A 22,558-nucleotide genomic window follows, 5' to 3' on the forward strand; every position below is an offset into this window, starting at 1 on the left:
CTGCCGCGCTGCTCCTTTCAGCCGCCGCGCCCCCGTCAGTCCATCCGCCGGGCCACGCCCAGCAGACCGATCTCGGCGTCCGTGGGCTGCGTGACCACGTACTGGCGGTCGCCGTCCGTGCACCAGAGGGTGACGCCGTCGGCGAGGGTCGGCAGCGGCTCGTACTCGGCGCGCGGCAGACCGATGACGCGCCCGATCTCGGCCGCCTCGTCCGGCGACACCCGCTGCACGCCGATGATCCGCGCCTGCCGCATCAACCGGGGCGCCACCGGGCTGAGATAGGGCAGCAGCGTCAGCACCGACTGCCAGGGCGCCGACACCACACGTCCGCGCGGAGGCCGCATACCGCAGTCCCGGATCACCAGCACCGGACTGCCCGCCGAGGCGCCGAGCGGAGGGACCCGGCCCACCTCGTGCACGGTCATCCCGGACTGGCCGCCGCCCACCGCCTGCACCACCTGCGCCCAGTGCTGGGGACGCCCGGTCTCGACGGCCACCCGGGCACCGGTCGCCGCGGCGCGCAGCGCGAGCACCTGCGCCGTCCACAGACCGCCGATGAGCAGCACGTCGTAGGGCGTCGGCCGGTTCACGCCGAGGACGGCGGGGTGGCCCTCGGCGGTGACGCCGACGACGACGCCGTCGTCACCGATGGGCAGGGTCAGCGCGTCGAACTCCTCGACGGACAGCGTGTGCCGCGGATGCCGGGGGCCCAGCAGCCCGAAACCGGTGCGCAGCCGCTGCCCGAGCCCGGCGCCGCGCCCGCCGCCTCCGCCGGCCCCGTCGCCGCCGGGGACGGGGGTGCGGGGGAAGCCGGCGGGGGCCGGAGCGGACGGGGAGGTCATGGCGGCCATCAGCGGGCACCTCCGAGCGGCAGGGTGGCCAGGACTCCGGGCAGCTGTTCCCGGTCGAGACGGGCGAGACCGGTCCGCGCCTGCCGCGCCACCCGCTCCAGCTCCCGGCGGGACGCGGCCAGTTCGGTGCTGCTGCGCCCGGTGACCCGCACATGTCCGGTCAGGGCGACCTGCTGGCGGCCGCCGTGCGTCAGCGTCAGACTGAGCGTCGTCGCCAGCGCGGGCACGGCCGTCAACTGGGCGACCAGCTGCGGCAGTCCGGAGCCGGAACCGCCGAGCGGGGGCCAGCGGCGCACCCAGTACGTCGTGTGCCGGCGGTTGTCGCAGCGCCAGCTGCGGCTGGTCTCCTCCGTCCGCCGCCGGGGCGCGTCGCTCTGCCCGGCCTGCGCGGTCACCATCGGGTTGGCGCACGCGGAGGTGGCGATGGCGGCCGTCACCTCTTCCTCGGTGAGCACGCTCACCTGGAACCCGGCACCGGTCAGCCGGCTGGCCAGATGTTCCGCCGAGCGCACCAGGCACTTCTGCGCGCCGACGAGTCCGCCGCCACGTGCGGCCACCGCCTCCGGGCACAGCTCGGGGTCCAGCTTCAGCGCGATCCACATGATGCGGACGGCCGGGGAGGCGGTCTGCGCCTGGAGCTGTGTGTAGTTGGTCACGACGACCGACTGCTGCGGCAGATGGGGCGCGGGCGCGGGCTGGGTGTGCAGCACGACCTGTGCGGATTCCAGGCGGATTCCGTCGACGTCGAGCGCGTCCCGCACCAGGGCGAGGGGGAGGGGCCTGCGGCTGCGCTCGGCGCGCAGCGCGCCGAAGTCGGCCTCCACCTGGAGGACCGCGGTGAGGAAACCGCCGTCGCCGACCATGCCCACGGGGCGCCGGTCACGGTCGTTGCCCCGGCTGTAGCTGTACGTCCGCAGGCTCGGGTCGCATTCGACGGCCGGGGCGAGACCGGAGTCGGTGCCCGGCGGCACCGGCGTGTTCGCGGCCTTGCGGCGGCGCGCCCGCAGCGCCTGCACACCGGCCAGCCACTCGGGCAGGGAGCGCCCCCGGCGCCGTACGAGCGCGAGCACGACGAGCACCGCGGCGACGACGGCGGCCGGGATCAGCGCGTACGTCCCGATCAGCCAGCCGCAGACGACGAGCGCGGCCGCCAGCTCCAGCAGCACCAGCCGCTGCACGGCGAACGAACCCCCGCGCCCCGAACGCGCCCTGAGGTGCGGCGTGACGGCGCCCGTGGGCGCGGCCGGGCCCCGGGACCCCGCCGGACCGGCGGCACCCCCCGACGGGTCCGGCCGGCCCGGACGCCCCGACCGGCCCACTCGGCCCGATCGTGACCCCGATTGCGATCGCGACCGGGTCCGCGGTGCGGAAGCCATCACTCCAAAACCCCCGAATCTCTCCCGAAAACCCTTGTCCACACGCTCCTGCGAGTCCTGAGCGCCCTACCCATGACACACGCACGTCCACGCAACAGGCATAGTAGGGGCCGGGTCTGACAACCGAGGCACCAGAGGCAACCACGGGCGGGCGACGGCACAGTGACCGTCCCCAGGGCTCCGCAACGGGGAGAGAGCGGACACACATGGCATCACGCCGCGATGAACTCAACGCCTACACCTTCGCGAAGCGGCGCACACTCGCGTCCTTCCTGCGGCCCTCGCCGTCGGGCTCGGAGGAGAACGCGCCCAAGCCGCTCAGCGCGGTGTGGCCCGGCGCGGTCGTCGGCGTGGTGGTCCTCGCGGTCTTCGGCGCCATCGGACTGTTCAGCCCGACCGCGCCCAAGGGCTGGGACAACCCCGGCGAACACGTCATCGTCGCCAGCGACTCGACCACGCGGTACGTCGTCCTGAAGACCAAGGGCAAGAAGCAGCTGCACCCGGTGCTCAACATGGCCTCCGCCAAGCTGCTCCTGGACCCCGACAAGAACAGCATCATCACGGTCGACGAGAAGGTCCTCGACAGCGGCAAGCCCCCGCACGGCGCCACCATCGGCATCCCCTACGCCCCCGACCGCCTGCCCGCCGCCGCGGAGGCGGAGAAGGCCAAGCGCTGGGCCGTCTGCGAGCGCCCCGGCGCCGGCGGCCGGGCCATCCAGAAGGCGGCGTTCGTCCTCGCCGAGAAGGAATGGCCGAAGACCGAGGGCCGCAACAGGCTGACGGGCGGCGACCTGATGTACGTCGTCGGCCCGGACGGCAGGACGCAGTACGTCGTCGACTCGCGCGGCTGGGCCTACCCGCTCGCCAACCCCGACGACAAGGAACTCCTCAAGGCCCTCGACACCCAGGGCCGCGCCCCGCAGCGCGTCTCCCAGGACTGGCTCGACACCCTCCACAAGGGCGACCCGCTGACCATCCCGACCATCAAGGGCGACCCCGGCGCCCCGGCGAACGCCTCCGACAGCCTCGGCCGGTACGACAAGGTCGGCATGGTCATCAAGGCGTACGACGGCACGCGCATGCAGTACTACGTCGTGCTGCCCGGCGAGGTCGCCCGGATCAGCGAGTTCACCGCCACCCTCCTGCTCAACAGCGGCGACCTGGTCGCCGTCGGCCAGACCGGCGAGGCCCAGCAGGTCAGCCCCGGCGCCGTCGTCGACAGCACCACCTTCCTCGGCGACCGCAAGTGGCCGGCGTACAAGCCGAAGACGGTCAACAACGGCACCAGCGCCACCACCGGCCGCAACACCCTCTGCAACGTCCTGCGCTCGGTGAACGCCGGCAACGGCACGACGACCCTGTCCACCTGGGTCGGCACCGACTTCCCCGCGCAGCTGCCCACCGGCTCCTCCAGCGCGTACGTCACCCCCGGCTCCGGGCAGCTCTACCGCCAGTTCCAGGGGCAGGAGACCACCGCCGGCAGCGTCTTCCTGGTCACCGACACCGGTCTGCGCTACGCCCTCCAGTCCAACAGCGACAGCGCCACCGACGACAAGGGCATCGGCACCTCCAAGGAACAGCGCAAGCAGCAGCTGGCCGAAGCGAAGATCGCCCAGACCCGGCTCGGCTACGAGAAGGTCGAACCCACCCCGATCCCCGCGGCGTGGTCGACGTTCCTGCCCACCGGACCCCGCCTGTCGGAGGCGGCCGCACGCCAGCCGCAGGGCTCGTAGGGGGTGCTCATGCTGACGACATCACGCCGGACGCGCCCCGCGCGCCGCCGCCCGTCGCTGCCGGCCCTGCCGTCGCTGCCGGCCCTGCCGGTCCTGCTCGCCACCGCGGCCCTCGCGGCGACGACCCCGCTCGCCCTGCCCGCCGCCCAGGCCCGGGCGGACGACAGCGGCCAGTGCACCTTCCCCTCGAAGAAGTACGAGGGCCGCCCCTGGGCACTGCAACGCGTCAACCTCGACGAACTGTGGGCCCAGTCGAAGGGCAAGGGCGTCCGCGTCGCCGTCATCGACACGGGCGTGGACGTCAAGAACCCCCAGCTGTCCGCGGCGGTCGACGTCTCCAAGGGCAAGAACTTCCTCCCCGCGAAGAACAGCAAGGGCGAGGAGATCGAGCGCGGGAACGCCAGCGGCACCACCGACACCGTCGGCCACGGCACCCGCGTGGCCGGCATCATCGCCGCCCGCCCCGCCAAGGGAACCGGTTTCGTGGGCCTGGCCCCCGAGGCCACGATCATCCCGGTCAAGCAGAACGACGCCGAGGGCAACGGCACGGCACGCACCCTCGCCGACGCCATCCGCTACGCGGTGAACGCGGGCGCCGACGTCATCAACATCTCCCAGGACACGGCCAACGCGGTCGAACCCGACCAGCGCCTGAAGCAGGCCGTGGACTACGCCCTCGCCGAACAGGTCGTGGTCGTCGCCTCGGCCGGCAACGACGGCCTCGGCGGCAACGTCAAGGTGACGTACCCGGCGTCGTACGAGGGCGTCCTCGCGGTCGCCGCCTCCGACCGCAACAACGAACGCGCCCCGTTCTCCCAGTCCGGCGACTTCGTCGGCGTGGCCGCCCCCGGCGTCGACATGATCTCCACCGTCCCCGGCAACGGCCACTGCTCCGACAACGGCACCAGCTTCTCCGCCCCCTACGTCGCCGGCGTCGCCGCCCTCCTGAAGGCCAAGTACCCGAAGTGGACGGCCCAGCAGATCGTCGCCCAGATCGAACAGACCGCGGAACGCACCATCCCCGGCCACGACCGCCTCGTCGGCTGGGGCGTCGTCGACCCGGTCAAGGCCCTCACGGACGTCGACCCCCACAACCCGGTCGAGTCCCCCCGCCCGGCCGAGAACCTGGTCGGCGTAGAGGCCCCGTCGGTGGCCCCCGTCCACTTCGGCGAGACCCCGGGTGAACGCAACACCCGCCTGGGGACGTATGTGGTGGTCGGCGGCCTGGTGCTGGTGGCGGGGCTCAGCGGGACGGCGGTGGCGGTACGGGACGCGAGGCGCCGGCGCCGCGGGTACGGTGACCCGTCATGCTGACGAAGCTGTCGATCACCCTCTTCGTCCTCTCCGCGCTGCTCATCCTGATGGCCTGCGTGAAGGCGGACCGTGTACGGGGCTGGAGGCAATCCCTCAACCCATCCGCCCCCGAGCTCCCTGACGCCGCGTTCGTCGTCGCCCGGATCACCCTCGCCGTCATGGCCGTGGCTGGCATCGTCGTGGGTCTTCAGGGCTTGGGCGTCCAAGACGCATCGAAGTGGAGCGACGACGAGCTGAAGAGCGCGGTGGAGCAGGCCACGTCCGAACTCGATGGCTACCTCTACCGGGTCGACGAATCCGGTGACCCTATCGTCTACTTCCACACCTACGACCAACTCGTCGAGACCGAGGTGGCCGAGAACGGCGGCGCCGACGCCCCACAGGACGGCGTGGACGCCGCACCCCTCGCCGCCAACACGGACGCCGACGCGTACTTTCGGGTGACGGCGAACGGTGCGGACACCGAGTACTGCACCCACATCAAGCGCATCCGCTCCAAGAAGGACGACTACACCCCGCCGGGCCTGGACGAGGGAACATACACCCAGTTCGCCTACCGGCTCAGTGTGAAGACGCAGCAGGGGCCATGCTGATCCGTCGGACCTTGGCACTCAGTTCGCCGACGCGCCGACTGAGTCGGTGCAGGCTGTGCTTTCACTTTGTCGAGCCCGCCTCGCATGCCGCGGATGCCTCCACCTCACGGGTGTACGAGGTGATGAGGCGCTTCATCGCGTCAGCGTTCTCGTGCTCGGATCCCTGGGCCTGCACCGCTGTGTAGAGTTCTCGGCCGTACCGGGAGTCGACGCAACCATTCGTTTTGCCGAAAGCTTCGTTGCCCGAGTAACGAAACCTGCCGTCTTTCGCTACATTCTCTTGAGTGCCGAGAGACCGGCTGTACGCGAAATAGGAAGTGTTCTTTCCCTCTTTCAGCCACGCCTGAGTCGCGGTGACGATGAGTTTCTTGTCGACGATCACATGGCAGGTAGTGACGCCAGAGGCCTTCTTCTCTCGGACTTCGAGATCCTCGCCGGTCGGGAGGAAAGGGGTCAGATCATCCGAGGCAAGAGAAATGCCGCACAATTCTGCGGGAACGGCGTAGTCACGCTCCGGCTCATCGGTCCCGCAGGATGAAAGCGTGGTGACGAGCATGCATGCCGCCGAGACGAGCATCGCGCAGCGGCCCGTCCAAGAGTGTTCACGATTCACAGGAACTCCCCTGCCTGACAGATTCACGAGAAGGTCTTGGTGCTTCCCGGTGCTTGCCCCTGGAGAATGGCGCGCGCATTGAGATAGCCCTGCTCGGCGGCATCCCGCGCGATGAGGCCTGCATCTGTCTTGTCGACGGTGTCGTACCTATCCGCAGCTTCGCGAGCCGCGTCTTCGGTGATGGTCTGATTCCTTACCAGTCCATCCTGCCAATACTGTCCCCCGGTCGACGCGGCGTCCTCCAAAGCATGGCCTTCGGCATCCTTGAATACCGACTCGATGACCATGCTGGTGACAGTTCCAGCACCGCCGCCCGCCGTCGCGCCGATCCAGGGAGTGGCGACAAAGGATGTACCTACTCCCACAGCTGTGCCAACAGTTCCGGAGATGAGGTTTTTCTTCTGTGCTACCGAGTGCTCGTATTCCTTGTCCTTGTTGGAGGCCGTCTCTCCGATGGACTCCTGAGCGCCCAGGGCGAGTGTGCCGGATACCTCTCCCGATCTTCCCGCGATCTGGGAGAGGAGAAGTTCTCCGTTGTTGGTGAGCCGGTGCCCAGCAGGCAGGTCAGCATTCAGGTGGTGGTCGAAAAGCTTGCCCATATACGCTTTCTGGCCCACTTCCACTGCTGCATAGCCCTCCGGGTTCTGGCCGACAGCGAAAAGCAACTTGCTCACTGAAATGTGGTCAAGTTTTGCTTCCGCTCCCTCAATCGGATAGAGCTTCTCCACTTCCTGCCACTTCTCAGACTCAGGATCCCTAATCACGTCGGTCATCGAGCGATTGATGTCCGGAAGGTACTCAGAAGTGATTTGTCCGATACTGTCAGACATGTATCCGCTCATCGTGAGCCTCTCAGGATCATCGGCGATCGACGCAACCAGGCTCTCCATAAGCCTGGCCTGCTCACGATTGTGCGCAGGAGTGTCCGGCCCCGGCATCTCTCCCGCAGGGTGACCGGTGGTAGCCGCTTCCAGGGCGAGAGCCAGATTGTTCTTGCCTGTGTGAAGATCATGCCCTTCGAGGTCCGTCTCCCTCGGCCACTCCCGCTCCTCGAAGAGGTACTGGAAGTTCGAGAGTCCGACCTTGCCGTTCTTGCCGTCGCCGTCCGTGTCCCGTGCGAAGGGGTTGTTCTTGTCGTCCTTCCCGATGAACTCCTGATTGAAGAAGTCGGTCGCCGCGTCAGGGCTGTTGGACAAGCCTTTCAGGTAGCCGGTCAGTGGATCGGCGCCGCTGTCCTCGCCGATGCGGTTCAACCACGGACTCGTGCCCGGCTGCCACGCTCTGTTGCCGTGCTCCCCGTTCCCGGTGAGCTTGCGCTCGGTCTCCATGAGCCTGGTGCCGTAGTCCTTGAGGAACTGGTCGTCGTAATCCCCGGTGCGCATCAGGTTGCTCATGACCTGGAAGCCCATCGGGCCACCCTGACTGCCATAGAGCGGCTTGTCACCGATGTCGATCATCGTGCGCTTCCAGTCGGTCATGGCGACGGAATCGCTCTGCGTGGCGTTGGCGAGCGTCGTGCCCAGGCTGCGCTGCAGATCGTCGAACTTGTCCAGCCGCTCCTGTCCCAGACGGTAGTTGCCGTGGTGCGGGTCGTTGATCCCAGACCACAGCTCCAGCGTCTTTCGCGGGCCGAGCGCCGTGGCGAACCGCTCGGCGAACAGGTCGTCGTTTCCGTACTTCTCGAGCCCACGGAGAAGCCGGTCGAACTCCCGAGGGCTCAGGTCCATGGGGTTGAGCGCCAGCTTCGCCATCTCGTCGGCTCGCTTTAGGGCCTCAGCCGCACTGTCCCGGTCCGCGTAAGAGACGTCCGAGAAGCCGAGCTTGCTCTGGTCGGCAATGGCCTTGAGGACCGTCTTGGCCGAATTGTCGCTCTCGGTGGCCCTGTCCAGGATCTTCTGGAGCCGGTCGCGCAGCGCGGTGATCTCGGACTGGTTGTCCTTGTCCTGCCGCGCCCGGCCCTCCGGCGGCACATCCGTGGTGACGGTGAATCCGCCCTCGTGAACGATGACCGTGAGGTTGTTCTTCCGGCCACTGTCAATGGCGTCGACGAGCTGCTCGTGATACCCCTTCAGCTCGTTCCGCGTGTCGTCGAGGACCTTGTGAATGGTCGCGGCCTGCGCGTGCGCGTCGCTGAACTCACCGGCCGTCTTGCCGATGAACTCCTTCGTCACCTGAGCATTCACGCCGGCCCAGTCCGCCTTGTTCGCGGCCTGGTGCAGTTCGTCCTCGGCGTCCTTCTTCAGCGTTTCCAGGTGCTTGACCAGCGTCGACCAGTCCTTGACGGCGTCGTCGAGCAGCTTGAAGTTGGCGTCGCGCAGGGTGCCGAAGTCCATTGGCCGTGGTCCCAGGAGGTCTCGAGTGGGGTGTGCGGTGTCCAGTGTGCGGTGGCGATGGGAGGTGCCGGGGTCACGGTGACGGGGGATGCGAAGGGGGCGCGAGGCCGTCACGCCCGTCACTGCTCCTGCCCCTGCTCCTGCTTGCCGGGTTTCGCGCCGTAGATTTCGTTCTTCTCGCCCGGTCGTCCCACGCGCTCGTCGAAGCCGGCGTCGAGAAGGTCGATGCTGCTCATCTGACGGCTGACGTAGTGGTCGTCGCCGGCGTGGATGCTCTTGCTGACCTGGAGATGGTTCGTGATCTGCGCGCAGGCGTCCATGAGGGACTTCAGCTGCTGCTCCCAGCGGAGCGACACATGCTGCAGCCCGGCGCCGAGTGCGAAACCCTGCTTCGACAGATCACCGGCCGCGGACTCGCTGGTCGGCACGGCGACCCGGGCCTTGTCCCACAGCTCGTTGTAGAGACCGTGTGCGGATTTGCTGATCTTGGTGAGCGAAGCGTTCGAGACCTTCAGGTCGCCGTACCTGGAGGGGCCTCCGGCGATACCGGGGGAGCCGTCGCCCGGATCGAGCTGGTTCAGCTGCATCCGCGCGGACCGCCGCTCGACGGCCTGAGCCTTGAGCCGCTCCCACTCGTCCCATGCCATGGGCGCTCCCTTCCCCGTCCTCATGACCGCCGGGCCCGTGCCGCGTGCTGACTCGTGCGCATGCCGTGTGCGGTGACGGTCAAGTTAGCGCTGCGGTATGCGGAGGTTTGATGGAGAAAGGCCGGTGTGTCGCCGTGTTGGGCGGGAAGTGCAGGCGGGAGGGCAGGCTGGCGCGAGGGTTCGCCCCTGGATGCCCGGTGTCGGTTGCGAGTGCGGCTCCACCTGAAGGGGTGACATGTCATGCGTGGAGGTTCCGCGCAGACCACCGGAGAGGGGCGCGGGGCGCGGATAGCGACCGTACGTCGACAAAGCCGCAAATGGGTCAAACGACGACCCCTCTGTGCTGTGTCGTAACTGACTTACGACACGCCTCGGTTGGACCCGTTGTGCAGGTTGACTAGAGTGTCAAAAGCGTTGTCTGGCGCGGCTCGCTTTGCGATCGTACGGCGAGTGAGTGACCGGTCGTGATCTGATCGAGGCCGGTGGACGTTACGGGGAAACGGGGAGGAGCGTCGTGCTTCCAGCGGACATGGTGGGGGGCGTGTCGGCGGCCAGTAAGGCGGACCTCGAGGTCAGCGGCGAGCTGCTGAAGGACTTTGTGTCCCGTGTCGACGGCGTGCTGCGAAGCCTTGAGGCGTCGGCCGGCAACCCGGCGAGGGTGGGTGCGCAGACGATCAAGCCGTCGTCCCTGAGCAACGGGCGTGCCGATGTCTTTCCGGAGGCCCACAGCCTCTACACGCAGTACAACAGCGTCCACGAACAGCTCACCACCCTGTCCAAGACGCTGCATCTGCAGATCGAGGCGATCGGCATCGCGGTCAAAGGCGCAGCCAACGGGTTCGACCAGCTCGAACTCGAACAGCGCCAGCGGTTCTGGGCCATCCAGTGGGAGATCAGCCAGTTGCAGGAGAGGACGAGCGGCCGGCACGACGGCGAAGGTACGTCCGGGATGGGGGCCTGAGCGTGACAGACCAGCAGCACGAGGCAGATATCGAGCGCGCCTCCAATCAGAATCGCTTCGCCGACATCGCTCGCAACGTCGAGCACTCCCACGGTGACGGCTTCTTCACCGGCCTCGTGACCGGCGCCGTACGAGCCGTGGTGGGGTCCACCGCGCCTGGAAAGGCCGTGTTCGCCAGCACGGACTTCGGAGCGAAGAACCTCGACCTCAACGAGATGGTCGATCTCGTCGATCAGACGAACCCCGAGGACCTGGAGTCGTCCGGCAAGGCACTCAGCGACGCGCGCAAGGCCATCAAAGCGGCAGCGGACGAGCTCCGGGGACGTATCGATCGCGTGCAGTGGAAGGGCCAGGCCGGCAATGAGTTCCGCGAGTACGGTCGCGCTCTCGTCAAGAGCACGGACGAGCTGAGCGAGTACGCCGGCAAGGCGGGCGACCAGGTCCTCGCCGCCGCGGTGGGTCTAGCGTCGGTGCGCAGCGCCATGCCGGCGCGTGACCCCAGGAATCTGAAGCGCCCCGAAAACTTCAGCGAGGGCGAGAAGACCGAGAAGAAGGACGAGTACGACGCCGCCGTCAAGGTGGAGAAGGACCGCCAAGAGGCGATCAACCAGATGAACCGGTTGGCCTCGTACTACGCGGTCTCCAGTCAGCAGCTCTCGGTGCTCCAGGAGAAGCCGCCCACGTTCCCGCCGATGCCCAATGTCGGTGTGCCTCCGGCTCCGCTGATGTCGGGCTCGGCTGCTGGCGATTCAGGCACGGCGAGTGCCGCGCGGACGGCAGGTGCGGGTCACTACGCGCCGCCGGCTGAAGCCACGGGGCAAGCCGGAGCGCAGGCCGTGAATGATGCGCCGGCGCGCGTCACACCGGCTCAGGGGACAATCGAGCTTCCCGACGATGCGGTCGGTACCACGATCGACAGTGTCGGCACTCTGCCCGCCGCGACGACCACACCGGCTCCGGGGTCCACGCCGCCGGTCACCGGAACGCCTCCCACGGCTGGTGGCCAGCCCGGTCACTTCGACAGCTACGTGCCCTTGGTCCCGGGCAAGGGTTCTGGCAAAGCCACTGGTGGAGCTGGTGGCTTGCGCACCCCTGTGTCCGCGCAGGGGCGTCCACAGCAGGGCTTGACCAACTCCGTCACCGGGCGCCCCACGGGGCCTGGCGCCACCCATCAGACGGGACGTCCCACGGCGACCGGTCAGGCGACGGGCAGAGGTGGCGGTTCCACCGCGAGGCCTTTCCCGATGGGGCAGTCGGGTGTGACCGGAGGCACCCCGCGCCCGGGCGGCACGGCCGGAGCGCGGCCGAATGTGGGACCGGCGACGGGCGCGGGCCGCGCGAACGGCGTGGTCGGAGGGCGGCCTGCGAGCCCTCCCGGCGCCGGTGCGAAGGGCGGGGCGAAGATCCCGCGTGGAACGGTGATCGGTACCGGACCGGTGACCAACGCGCAGCCGTCCGCCGGCACGGGACAGCGCGGCGTCATCGGAGCTCCGCCGGCAGGGGCACGGCCCGGCACGGGTGCGTCCGGTGCCTCCCGTGGTGGAGTCGGGGGCTCGGCGCAGCCCGTCACCGGTCGGCCGACCGGGCGTAACTCCGCCACCAAGTCGGAGCGGAACGGTATGACCCGTGGAGGCGCGGGTCTGGTCCGCCGGTCCGACGACAGGGGCAATCCTGACGGCGAGAGGGAGACACAGGCATCTTCGCGTCCTGACTACGTGGTCGAAGACCCCGAGACCCACCTGCCCGAACACCCCCGGCGCAACGTGCCGCCGGTCGTCAACTGATCGCTAGCGAGGACTAACAACGCCATGAAGTCAGGGACGCTCCTCAAGACAAGGCGCGCCGGGCGAGTGCGTGTGGTGGGCGCTGTCGTCGGCGCCCTGACTGCCGTGAGTGTGGGGCTCGGCCCCGACGCATCGGCGGCTGACGCCCAGTCCAAGCAGTGGTACCTGGACCCGATGCAGACCGAGCAGATGTGGAAGGTCAGCACGGGCGAAGGCGTCAAAGTGGCGGTCATCGACACGGGAGTGAACGCGAACACTTCGTCGCTGAAGGGGCAGGTGCTGGTCGACGACGTCCCTGAAGATGTCGCTTACCGGGTCACCGAGGACTACTCGGGTCACGGGACGTCCATGGCCGAGCTGATCGTCGGCACGGGTGCAGGCGGGGGAATCAAGGGACTGGCTCCCGGTGCGAAGGTCGTTCCGTACCGCGTGGCTTTGGCAGGGCTGGAGTCGCGGCCGGAGGAATACGAGAAGGCCCCGAACGCCGAGGAAGCACTGAGAGCGGCCGCCGACACCGACGCCAAAATCATCAACATGTCCTTCGGCGGCATGACCAGCGCAGAAGCGGAGGCTGCCGTCAAGTACGCGGCCTCCAAGGGCAAGTTGCTCGTCGCTGCCGTGGGCAACGACGGCTTCCCTGACGCCCCTGCCACTTACCCCTACGTGCTCGGTGTCGCTGCGGTCGACTCGACCTACACCGTGTCCAAGTTCTCGGAGAAGTCTTCATCGGGCTTCGCCGACCTCGCGGCGCCCGGTGAGGACATTCCGGCATGGTGCGACGAGAACTTCCGCGAGTACTGTGAAGGTAAGGGCACCAGTCAGGCCACCGCCCTGGTCTCCGCCTCCGCCGCCCTCATCTGGTCCGCCCACCCGGACTGGACCGTCAACCAGGTCACTCGAGCCCTGCTCGACACCGCCAGCCGTTCCTGGCCGAAGGACAAGCCGAGCAAGTACGCGGGCTACGGATTCATCCGTCCCCGGGTCGTCCTGGAGAACCCCAGCTACGACCCCGGCCCCCCGGACGTCGATCCGCTGGCGAAGATCAACGGGGGCGATGTGCTGGCCAAGGCGGGCGCGCGGGACGCGAGCGACGGCAGTGACAGCGGCAATGCCGACAAGGCGGGCAACTCCTCGTCCGATCCCTCCACTTCTGCATCAGGCGCGTCACAGGCCCCCGGAAAGGGTTCAACCGGCGGCACGTCGGCGGCAGGATCGGACGCGGAAGCGGCCGCAGCCGACGCCGGTGACGACAACACCCTGTGGATCGTGCTGGGAGCCGCCGCCGCGGTGCTCGTCATCGGTGGCGCCGGCGCCGCCGTCCTGCGGGCCCGGCGCGCCAGGTGATGTGACCAGCGGTCCTTTGCCGAATGACCACGCGGGCCCGCACCACCGGGTGCGGCCCCGCCATCTGAACCAATCGACCGGAAGACAGACAGACGAAAGGATGGCTGGTCATGGCCGACCAGAAACTCGAAGATGCAGCAGTAATCAAGCTGCAGAAGCAGATGTACGAGAAGTACGAGAACATCCGCAAGCGGGTGCACAACCTTCAGGGCGTCATCGACAGCCTCGAGGGCGGCCAGTGGGACGGTATCGGCCGTGCCGAGTTCGACAAGAAGCAGTACGAGATCAACACGTCGCTGCAGGCGATCGGCGGCATCCTCGGCGAGGTCATGGAGAACATGACCACGGCGCGCAACATCAAGGACACGAAGGAAGACGAGGTCCGCGCCGCGGTCAACCGGATCAACGTTCAGGACGGTGCTCCCACGGTGTCTCCCTTCAGCTCGATGTCCTGAACCGAGTCACCTTTCAGGCGCCTTGAGCAGAGCGCCTCACCGCACACCACTCACCGCACACGAGCGAGACAAGGCAGGCAGGCATGGGCCGTAACGGCGACGGACTTTCCGTCTCTTATGACGCGCTGGACATCACGGCGACGACCATCGGCAACGAGGCGAAGACGCTCGAGCAGGACCTTCAGGAGCTCCGCCAGCTGGTCGAGAACAGCAAGCAGTACTGGCAGGGCGTGGCTCAGGACCAGTTCAACGAGAAGCTGCGTCGCTGGGACAAGGAAGCCAACGACATCCACCAGGCCCTGATGGCCATCGGCCACGTCGTCGCCCAGTCCGGTGGTACGTACATGGAAGGCGACAAGAAGGCCGCCAGCTACTTCGTGTAGGACACGGCCGGAGAACGGATCAGCGGGGTGGGCGCGCGCGGGAGGCGCCCACCCCGCTGTCGTAAGCTCCGTGCGGCCGCTCAGACAGCGACGTGCGCCACGGTCCGGCGGGACAGGTCGCGATGCCCCCAGCATCCCGCAGAACACCGGCTGAGGCCGCCAGCCCTCCGCACAACGCGGATACGACACCGGGACCGCCCCGCCGAAGCGGAAGCGGCCCCGAAGCCCGCCACACCGTGCCCGTCACTGATGGACGTCCGGCACCAACCCCACCTGGACCAGCGGCTTCCCCCGCTTGCGTGACACAAACACACCGCGCCCCGCGGGCATCGGCCGCGGGCGGACGCCGCCCAGCAGGTCGCCCTCGTTCGGGTCGCCGGCGAGGACCACGCCCTGGGCGCCCAGTTCCTTCATGCGCTGCATGAAGGGCTCGTAGCCGGCGCGGCCCGCGCCCGCGGTGGAGCGGGCGATGATGAAGCGGACGCCGACGTCCCGGGCGAACGGCAGCAGTTCCGTCAGGCCCGACAGCGGGTTGCCGCTGGACGTGGAGACCAGGTCGTAGTCGTCGACGATGATGAACACCGTGGGCCCGTTCCACCAGCTGCGGTCGCGCAGCTGCTGCGGGGTCACGTCCGCGGTCGGCGTGCGGCGCTGCATCAGGTCGGCGAGCGCGTCCATGTGGTGCTGCATCTGGTTGGACATGGGGACGTACTCGGCCAGATGCGAGTCCGGCGTCACGCCGAGCAGGGAGCGCCGGTTGTCGACGACGAACAGCTTGGCCTCGTTGCCGTCGTAGCGCTCGGTGAGGCGCTGGATGAGCAGCTTCAGCAGGTTGGACTTGCCGGACTCGCTCTCGCCGAAGACGAGGAAGAACGGGTCCTGCTCGAAGTCCACGAACACCGGCTCCAGGTTGTCCTCGTCCAGGGCGAAGGCGATGCCCCGGTTCGGGAAACGGTTGCCGGGCGGCAGCTGGTGCGCCGGGAACTCCCGCGGCAGGAGCCGGACTTCGGGGGCGCCGGGCTGCTGCCAGTGCCGGGAGACCTCCGCAGCGAGCGCCTGCGTCGCCTCGGCCAGGTCCGTGTCGGAGGACAGTCCGTCGATGCGCGGGACCGCCGCCATGAAGTGCTGCCGCTGCGGGGTCTGGCCGCGGCCCGGGACACCGGTCGGCACGTTCGCCGCGACCTTGCGGTCGAACTCGGAGTCCATCGGGTCGCCGAGCCGCAGCTCCAGGCGGTTCATCAGGTGGTCCTTGAGGTTGGAGCGGACCTCCATGGAGCGCGACGCGGTGAGGATCACGTGCATGCCGTAACCGAGGCCGCGGGCCGCGATGTCCAGGACGGCCGGCTCCAGACCGTCGTAGTCCTGGCGGAAGTTGCCCCAGCCGTCGATGACCAGGAAGACATCGCCCCACGGCTGGTCGGCCGTGGAGATGTCGCCGCGCGCGCGGCGGGCGCGGAACTCCGCGATGGAGGAGATGCCCGCCGTGCGGAAGTACTCCTCGCGGCGCGTCATGATGCCGTACACCTCGGCGACCGTCCGGCGGACCTTCTCCGGGTCCAGCCGGGAGGCGACCCCGCCGACATGCGGCAGGCCGGCCACCGACGACAGGCCGCCACCACCGAAGTCCAGCGCGTAGAACTGCACTTCGTGCGGGGTGTGGGTGAGCGCGAACGCCGCGATGACCGAGCGCACCAGGGTCGACTTGCCGGACTGCGGGCCGCCGAGGATCTGCATATGGCCGGCCGCACCGCCGAAGTCGGTCCACAGCGGGTCGCGGCGCTGCTCGTACGGCTTGTCGACGATGCCGACGGGGATGACGAGCCGGCCCGCGCCCTCGTAACCGGGCTGGGTGAGGCCGCGGCCGGGCACGGCGGCGAGGCCGGGCAGCAGGGAATCGAGCGACGGCGGGCTGTCCAGCGGCGGCAGCCACACCTGGTGGGCGGCCGGGCCCTGCGCCTCCAAGCGCCGCACGATGACGTCGAGCACGGTGTCGGCGAGCGCGTCGTCGGGCCGGTCCGGGTCCTCCTCCTGACGTTGCTGCGGCACCGCCACGTACTGCACCGGCACCTGCGACGCCGTGAACAGCACGGGCCTGCGGTCGACCGGCAGCGGGCCGCCGACCGACGCCGCCTGCTGGGCGCTGGAGCGGTACACCCCGGAGACGTACGCCGCCTTGAAGCGGACCATCTCGTCCGTGCCGTACTTCAGGAAGCCGGAACCCGGCACGTTCGGCAGCTCGTAGGCGTCCGGGACGCCGATCGCGGCGCGCGACTCGGCCGCCGAGAAGGTGCGCAGACCGATCCGGTACGACAGGTAGGTCTCCAGGCCGCGCAGCCGGCCCTCCTCCAGGCGCTGCGAGGCGAGGAGCAGATGCACGCCGAGCGAGCGGCCGATTCGGCCGATCTGCACGAACATCTCGATGAAGTCCGGCTTCGCGGTCAGCAGCTCGCTGAACTCGTCGATGACGAGCACCAGCGAGGGGATCGGCTGTAGCGCGGCACCGGCCTGGCGGGCCTTCTCGTACGCGTGGATGTTGGCGTAGTTGCCCGCGTCCCGGAGCATCTCCTGGCGGCGGTTCAGCTCACCGCGGATCGAGTCGCCCATGCGGTCGACCAGGGTGAGGTCGTCCGCCAGGTTGGTGATCACCGCGGCGACGTGCGGCAGCTGGGCCATGCCCGCGAAGGTCGCACCGCCCTTGAAGTCCGCGAGGACGAAGTTCAGCGTCTCGGAGGAGTGGGTCACGGCGAGACCGAGGACCAGGGTGCGCAGCAGCTCCGACTTGCCGGAACCGGTCGCGCCGACGCACAGACCGTGCGGGCCCATGCCCTCCTGCGCCGCCTCCTTGAGGTCCAGCATCACGGGCCGGCCGTCCTCGCCGACACCGATCGGCACGCGCAGCCGCTCGGACTGCGAACGCGGCCGCCAGGTGCGCCGCGGGTCGACGGTGGCCGCGTCGCCCAGGTTCAGCAGATCGGTGAACTCCAGGTTGGCCAGCAGCGGTTCGTCGTCGTCACCGCCGGACGCCACCCGCAGGGGCGCCAGCTGGCGGGCCAGGGCCTCCGCGCCCTCGTACGCCAGGACGTCGGGCGTGCCCTCGTAGACCATGCCGTGCGCCGACTCCAGGCGCAGTTCGCGCGGGTGCACGACGATCGACAGGTCCCCGCGGCCGGCGGTCAGCTCACCCGGGACGATCTCCAGGACCGTGACGCCCTGAAGGCCCTCCGGGCTGGCCAGCAGGGAGGTCGGCGGCAGCGAGACACCGTCGAGGACGACCACCACGTGCGGCTGCTCGGGCACCGGCGGCGCGCTCGGGTGGAAGCGCGGGCGGCCCTGGAGCCGGGCGCCCAGCAGATCCTCCAGCTCGACCGGGTCGGTGGTGATCAGCCGCCGGCTGCCGGCGCCGTCCGCCTCGCCCTTCGCCTGTACGTGCGGCAGCCACTTCGCCCACTCCCACTCGGGCGCGGACTCCCGCCCGGTGGCGACGGCGATGACCAGGTCCTCGGGGGAGTGCAGCGAGGCGAGGGACGCGGCCACCGCGCGTGCGGAGCCGCGCACGGTCGCCGGATCGCCGCTGATCGACACGTGGTAGAAGGCGCGCAGCGAGACCGCCATCGGCAGGTCCTCGAGGGTGCTGTGCGTGGCCAGGAAACGCTGCATGGCGCCCGCCGTCAGCGGCTCCAGCTGGTCCACCGGCGCGCTCTCCGGCGCGATCAGCGGCGTCGCCAGGGCCTGCGGGCCGAGACCCACGCGCACCTGCCCGAAGTCCTCGTCACCGGCGCGCCGCTCCCACACCCGGCTGCCCTCGGCGACCAGCGCCCACAGTTGCTCCGGTGAAGGATGCAGGTAGTACTGGGCGTCGCGCTGGGCCTTGGCCGTGTTCTGCGCCCCGCGCCGGACCTGCGACAGATACCGCAGGTAGTCCCGGCGGATGTCGGCGATCTGCCCCTGGGTGCCCCGCCGGTAGCGGATCAGCATCGCGATGCCCATGGCGATCGTCGAGGCGATCATCACCATGCCCATGATCTTCATGAAGGGCTGGGCCTGGGGATTGAAGAAGAACACCACGGAACCGCCCATGCCGAGCATGGGCAGGAGCTGCATCAGGGCGCCTTCCTGCTGCCCCCGCGGAAGCTCCGGCGGCGGCTGCAGCACCACCTCGCTCGTGGGCACTTCCCTCGGCAGTGCCCGCGGCGGGCGCTTGACGACGATGTGGCTCACTTCGCACCAATTCCCTTGCCGGACCGACCGTTCCGCCCGCCGCCCCGTGTCCGGCGGACGTCGATCGTTCGAAGCGCGATCCTACTGACAACCACGGACAACGGTGGGCGGTAGGGTGCCCGTGAGACGTGTGAACAGTTGCGAATCGGGCCCCGCAGAACCGGGCAATCCGCACTGTTCACTGCGAGTGCCTCCCGCGCGGGGACCGGCTGCTCCGGGGCAACGCGGTGCGTGACCGGCGGCCCGGGCGGCGCGGCACAACGTACACAGGATCGTCACAGGCGGTCGTACACAAGATCGTTGAAGGCGGTCGCGCGCTCGGCGCCGCGGCCTCCGGCACCACCGACGAGGGGGAACAGCAGGTGAGCATGACGGCTTCCGCGCCGGCCGGCGCGACCGGCGGAGCGGGCACCGGAGCCCCTTCCGGGGCGGGCCCGGGCTTCGGATCCGGGGCGGGCACGGGCTTCGGATTCTGCCGCGTCACGATCGTGGCGCCCGACAGCCGCATCGACGTGGCCCTGCCCGACGACGTGTCAGTCGCCGACCTCTACCCGGAGATTCTGCGGCTGTCCCGCCAGACCTCCGCCGAGGGCGCCCCGGTCGGCTACCACCTGGTCCGCCGGGACGGCACCGTCCTCGACGGCTCCCGCTCCTTCGCGGCCCAGCGCATCCTCGACGGCGAGCTGCTGACGCTGCGTCCGTTCGCCGAGTCGCTGCCGCCCGCGGTCTTCGACGACGTCTCCGAGGCGGTGGCCTCCGCCGTCACCCAGGACCGCACCCTGTGGAACGGCACCCTCACCCGTGCGGCCGGCCTGGTCGCCGGCGGCGTCCTGCCCGCGCTCCTCGCCTTCGTGGTCTGGAACTCGCAGCTGCGCCACGACATGCACAGCCTCCAGGGCATCCTCGCCGCCGTCACCGGCGTCCTGCTCGTCACCATGGCGTGCGTCCGCGCGCGGGTCTACGACGACCGCGGCTCGGCCGTCGCCCTCGGCCTCGGCGCCCTGCCGAACATCGCCGTCGCCGGATCCGGACTGCTCCCGCTGTCGGAGGGCCAGGGCATCGGACGGCTGCAGTTTCTGCTCGCCTGCGCGGCCGTCCTCGTCGCCTCCGTGGTCCTCACCCTCGTCTCGCCCAGCGGCGACGGCCCGTTCGTGGCCTTCGTGTTCGCCTCCACCATCGGACTGCTGACCACGTTCGTCGCCATCCTGACGGATCTGCAGCCCATCGAGACGGCCGCCGTCTGCGCCCCGCTCGCGGTCTGCGCCCTCGCCTTCCTGCCCGGCCTGTCCATGCGCTTCGCACGGCTGCCCATCGGCTTCGAACCGCCCAACCCCGGCCGTGGCTACACCGACGACGAGACCGCCCCGCAGGAGCCCGTCGACCCGCAGCGCATCGCCGCCCAGGTCCGCCGCGGCCACGAACTGCTCGTCGGCCTCGTCGGCGGCTGCGCCCTCGTCACGGTCGGCGCGTCCATCGTCCTCGGCTTCTCCAGCAACCTCTGGGCGCAGCTCCTCGCCCTGGCCACGGGCGTCGCCATGCTGATGCGCGCCCACCTGTTCCGGTACACCGCGCAGGTCGGTGCCACGCTCGCCGCCGGTCTCGCCGCGCTCGTCTTCCTCGGCCTCGGCCTCGCCCTGAACCCGCCGGACTCCTACCTGCGCGACGCGCTCCAGGGCGACACCACCGGCCTCGACATCCGCTCGGTCTGGCTCGCCGCCGCCATCGCCGCGACCGCCGCCCTGCTGACCGCGATCGGCCTGATCGCCCCGCGCAGCGGCGTCACCCCCTTCTGGGGCCGCTTCATGGAGATCTTCGAGACCTTCGTGCTGCTGACCCTCATCCCGCTGGCGCTCGCCGTGTTCGACGTGTACGCGTCGGCGCGGTCGATGGCCGGCAACTGAGGCCGGGGAAGGCATCCGACGTGAGCTTCGGCCCGCCCCCCTCCCTGTACACCCAGTCGTCCGTGGCGGCGGACCAGCGGCGCCGGAAGCGCCGCCGGACGGTGCTGCTCTGCGCCGTGGCCGCCGTCGTGGCACCGGCCCTGGCCGTCGGCGCCTGGCTGTGGTGGCCCGGCACGGCGTCCGACGACGCCAAGCCGACGGCCGCCCCGGCCCAGCATCGGCTCGACGTCCGGGAGACCGTCGAGCGTCGCCCGGCGAGCACCCAGGGCGTCATGGCCGTACGACTCTCCACCGACGACCTGCCTCCCGGCGAGGCCCATGAGATGCCGGGCCTGTGGGCCACGGACAAGATCCTCGCCAAGGGCATCAACCGGACCCTCGTCGGCGTCGCGATCGGCACGGACGCCGGGCTGGGCGAGGAGGCCTGGAAACTCCGGCTGGGCGGACCCATCTGCGGCAAGACCCGCCACGTCACCGTGGAGAACCGCACCGCCGTCCTCTTCCGGGACAGCGCGGACAAGGAGTCCCTCTGCAACCACGTCGCCTTCGTCGACCTCGACGACGGCAAGCTGGTGTGGCAGGCCGAGTTCCCGGTCTCCGGCTATGTCGACAAGCCCGACGCGGGCAGCCAGTGGGACCCGGGTGTGACGCTGACGCACGCGACTGTCACGGTGACCTGGGGCGACGGCACGGACGCCTACGACATGGACCGCGGCAAGCTGCGCTGGCGGGTGACGTCGCGCGAGGACTGCATCTCCCAGGGAGCGGGCGGCGGCCGGGCTCTGGCGGTCCGATTCCGCTGCTACGACGCGGACGATCCGCAGAGCCGCAGCACCTTCGAGATCCGCGCTCTGGACCCGCGGACCGGACGCAGCCGGTGGACCTACACCCCCGCCGTCGGCGTCAAGGACGTCCGGATCATCTCCACGACGCCCACCGTCCTCGCCACCTCGGCCGGTGACGTCGGCATCACCGAGATCATCTCGCTCGACGCGCGCGGCAAGTACCGCACCACCATCCCGCTACAAGGTGGCGCGTACGTCGCCGAATGCACCGACGAGATCACCTACCTCGCCACGGAAGAGTGCCCGTCCCTCGCCGTGGGCGCCGGACAGGTCTTCCTGACCAGCAAGGAGCAGGGCGATCTGATCCACAATGCCAACTGGATCATCGGGTTCGACCTGAAGACGGGCCACTCCGTCAAGAAGTTCGAATCCGGTCCCAACACCCTCCTCCGCCCCCTGCGGATGAGCGGCGACCGGCTCCTCGCGCTGCGCGAGAGCAGCGACCGCATCTCCCCCATGGCACTGGTCAGCCTGAACCCGAGGACGGGGGCCGAGACCCCGTACTTCTATTTCAGCCTGCCGCAGGAAGGCGAGCTCTTCTCCACGACGGAGTTCGCCGACACCGTCGTCCAGAACGGCCGCCTGTTCTTCGGCGCCAAGGAGGCCCAGGGGCCGGCCGACGCCGACAGCAAGGCCTGGGTCTGGCTCGCCTTCGGCATCGAGAGCGCCGCGGCGAAGAAGCCGTGACAACGACTACGCGCGCGTGGAGACGAGAACGGCCTCCACGCGCGCGTACCGCTCACTTCTCCCCGCCCCCCGGCTCCAGATCGAACTCCCCGTCCCGCGCCCCCAGCACGAACGCCCGCCACTCCGCCTCCGTGTACCGCAGCACGGTGCCGTGGTCGAGCGACGACCGCATGGCCACCGCACCGCCGGGCAGGTAGGCGATCTCCACCCGCTCCTCGTGATCCTCGGTGCCCGGCGCGCAGTGCCACTCGACCCCGGAGATGTCGAGGGCGTACAGCTCGTCCCGCTCCCGCTCCTTGCGCGCCTTGATCTCCGCTTCCGTCTCCGCCATGCCGCACCGGCCCCTTCCCCGCGTGCTTGACCATGTACAACGGCTCACCCTAGTGGCCGCACCCGGACCGCAGGGCCGGTTCCGTTACCGCGCGACGAGCGCCGTCCGCCGGCTGGTACCCTGAGTGACGGCCGTTTGTGTACGCGCCCCCGGAGCACCCCTCTGGAGGCCGCGCCCAGCGGATCCCCG

General features: G+C 69.6%; 17 protein-coding genes. 10 read left to right on the top strand and 7 right to left on the bottom strand.

All coding sequences use genetic code 11. The features are described 5' to 3' along the window. Positions 1–35: 35 nt before the first annotated feature. Together G7Z13_RS25760 and eccE are read right to left on the bottom strand one after the other, a co-directional pair. Complete coding sequence (locus tag G7Z13_RS25760) at positions 36–851, bottom strand: hypothetical protein (protein ID WP_166002606.1); 816 nt, start codon at positions 849–851, stop codon at positions 36–38. Beyond that, positions 851–2,029, bottom strand: coding sequence for a type VII secretion protein EccE (eccE, locus tag G7Z13_RS25765; protein ID WP_346767998.1), 1,179 nt, complete (start codon positions 2,027–2,029; stop codon positions 851–853). Before eccE ends, G7Z13_RS25760 begins: the two co-directional genes overlap by 1 nt. 404 nt (positions 2,030–2,433) lie before the next feature. Here eccE and eccB point away from each other — a divergent pair, with 404 nt between their 5' ends. From eccB to G7Z13_RS25780, 3 genes are read left to right on the top strand one after another with little or no spacing between them, the layout of a single operon-like run. Beyond that, entirely contained in the window at positions 2,434–3,960 is a 1,527-nt protein-coding gene (eccB, locus tag G7Z13_RS25770) for a type VII secretion protein EccB (RefSeq protein WP_166002608.1), read from the top strand. Positions 3,961–3,969: 9 nt separating this feature from the next. Further along, positions 3,970–5,274, top strand: coding sequence for a type VII secretion-associated serine protease mycosin (gene mycP, locus G7Z13_RS25775; protein WP_166002609.1), 1,305 nt, complete (start codon positions 3,970–3,972; stop codon positions 5,272–5,274). Further along, positions 5,268–5,867 (top strand): hypothetical protein, encoded by a 600-nt coding sequence (locus tag G7Z13_RS25780; RefSeq protein WP_166002610.1) that lies wholly within the window; start codon positions 5,268–5,270, stop codon positions 5,865–5,867. The genes mycP and G7Z13_RS25780 overlap by 7 nt, the downstream gene beginning before the upstream one ends. 61 nt (positions 5,868–5,928) lie before the next feature. Here G7Z13_RS25780 and G7Z13_RS25785 read toward each other — a convergent pair whose 3' ends face one another. From G7Z13_RS25785 to G7Z13_RS25795, 3 genes are all read right to left on the bottom strand, one after another. Further along, positions 5,929–6,480, bottom strand: a complete 552-nt coding sequence (locus G7Z13_RS25785) for a hypothetical protein (RefSeq protein WP_166002611.1) — start codon at positions 6,478–6,480, stop codon at positions 5,929–5,931. A 23-nt stretch (positions 6,481–6,503) separates the two neighbouring features. Then, a complete protein-coding gene (locus G7Z13_RS25790; protein ID WP_166002612.1) occupies positions 6,504–8,813 on the bottom strand; it encodes a DUF6571 family protein in 2,310 nt (769 codons plus the stop codon). Between the two features lie 119 nt (positions 8,814–8,932). Further along, positions 8,933–9,460: a DUF1664 domain-containing protein gene (locus G7Z13_RS25795; protein WP_166002613.1), complete on the bottom strand. Its 528-nt coding sequence runs from the start codon at positions 9,458–9,460 to the stop codon at positions 8,933–8,935. 454 nt (positions 9,461–9,914) lie between these two features. On the opposite strand from G7Z13_RS25795, the gene G7Z13_RS25800 reads away from it, so the two are divergent. The 5 genes from G7Z13_RS25800 (at position 9,915) to G7Z13_RS25820 (ending at position 14,387) form a co-directional block, all read left to right on the top strand. Beyond that, positions 9,915–10,421, top strand: coding sequence for a hypothetical protein (locus G7Z13_RS25800; protein ID WP_346767999.1), 507 nt, complete (start codon positions 9,915–9,917; stop codon positions 10,419–10,421). Positions 10,422–10,423: 2 nt separating this feature from the next. Continuing rightward, positions 10,424–12,205, top strand: a complete 1,782-nt coding sequence (locus G7Z13_RS25805) for a hypothetical protein (protein ID WP_166002614.1) — start codon at positions 10,424–10,426, stop codon at positions 12,203–12,205. A gap of 66 nt (positions 12,206–12,271) precedes the next feature. Next, positions 12,272–13,549 (top strand): S8 family serine peptidase, encoded by a 1,278-nt coding sequence (locus G7Z13_RS25810; RefSeq protein ID WP_346768008.1) that lies wholly within the window; start codon positions 12,272–12,274, stop codon positions 13,547–13,549. 110 nt (positions 13,550–13,659) lie between these two features. Further along, positions 13,660–14,004 carry a hypothetical protein gene (locus tag G7Z13_RS25815; RefSeq protein ID WP_166002616.1) on the top strand — a complete coding sequence of 115 codons (345 nt, stop codon included), beginning with the start codon at positions 13,660–13,662 and terminating at the stop codon, positions 14,002–14,004. 83 nt (positions 14,005–14,087) lie between these two features. Beyond that, complete coding sequence (locus G7Z13_RS25820; RefSeq protein WP_166002617.1) at positions 14,088–14,387, top strand: WXG100 family type VII secretion target; 300 nt, start codon at positions 14,088–14,090, stop codon at positions 14,385–14,387. Between the two features lie 243 nt (positions 14,388–14,630). On the opposite strand, the gene eccCa is transcribed toward G7Z13_RS25820, so the two are convergent. Beyond that, on the bottom strand, positions 14,631–18,605 hold the full coding sequence (gene eccCa, locus G7Z13_RS25825; RefSeq protein WP_166002618.1) for a type VII secretion protein EccCa: 3,975 nt from the start codon (positions 18,603–18,605) through the stop codon (positions 14,631–14,633). Between the two features lie 368 nt (positions 18,606–18,973). Here eccCa and eccD point away from each other — a divergent pair, with 368 nt between their 5' ends. Next, positions 18,974–20,506 (top strand): type VII secretion integral membrane protein EccD, encoded by a 1,533-nt coding sequence (gene eccD / locus G7Z13_RS25830; protein ID WP_166002619.1) that lies wholly within the window; start codon positions 18,974–18,976, stop codon positions 20,504–20,506. Between the two features lie 20 nt (positions 20,507–20,526). Further along, positions 20,527–22,038 carry a PQQ-binding-like beta-propeller repeat protein gene (locus G7Z13_RS25835; protein WP_166002620.1) on the top strand — a complete coding sequence of 504 codons (1,512 nt, stop codon included), beginning with the start codon at positions 20,527–20,529 and terminating at the stop codon, positions 22,036–22,038. A 52-nt stretch (positions 22,039–22,090) separates the two neighbouring features. Here G7Z13_RS25835 and G7Z13_RS25840 read toward each other — a convergent pair whose 3' ends face one another. Beyond that, positions 22,091–22,369 (bottom strand): DUF397 domain-containing protein, encoded by a 279-nt coding sequence (locus G7Z13_RS25840; RefSeq protein ID WP_166002621.1) that lies wholly within the window; start codon positions 22,367–22,369, stop codon positions 22,091–22,093. Positions 22,370–22,558 lie beyond the last annotated feature (189 nt).

This window comes from Streptomyces sp. JB150, assembly GCF_011193355.1.
GTDB lineage: Bacteria > Actinomycetota > Actinomycetes > Streptomycetales > Streptomycetaceae > Streptomyces.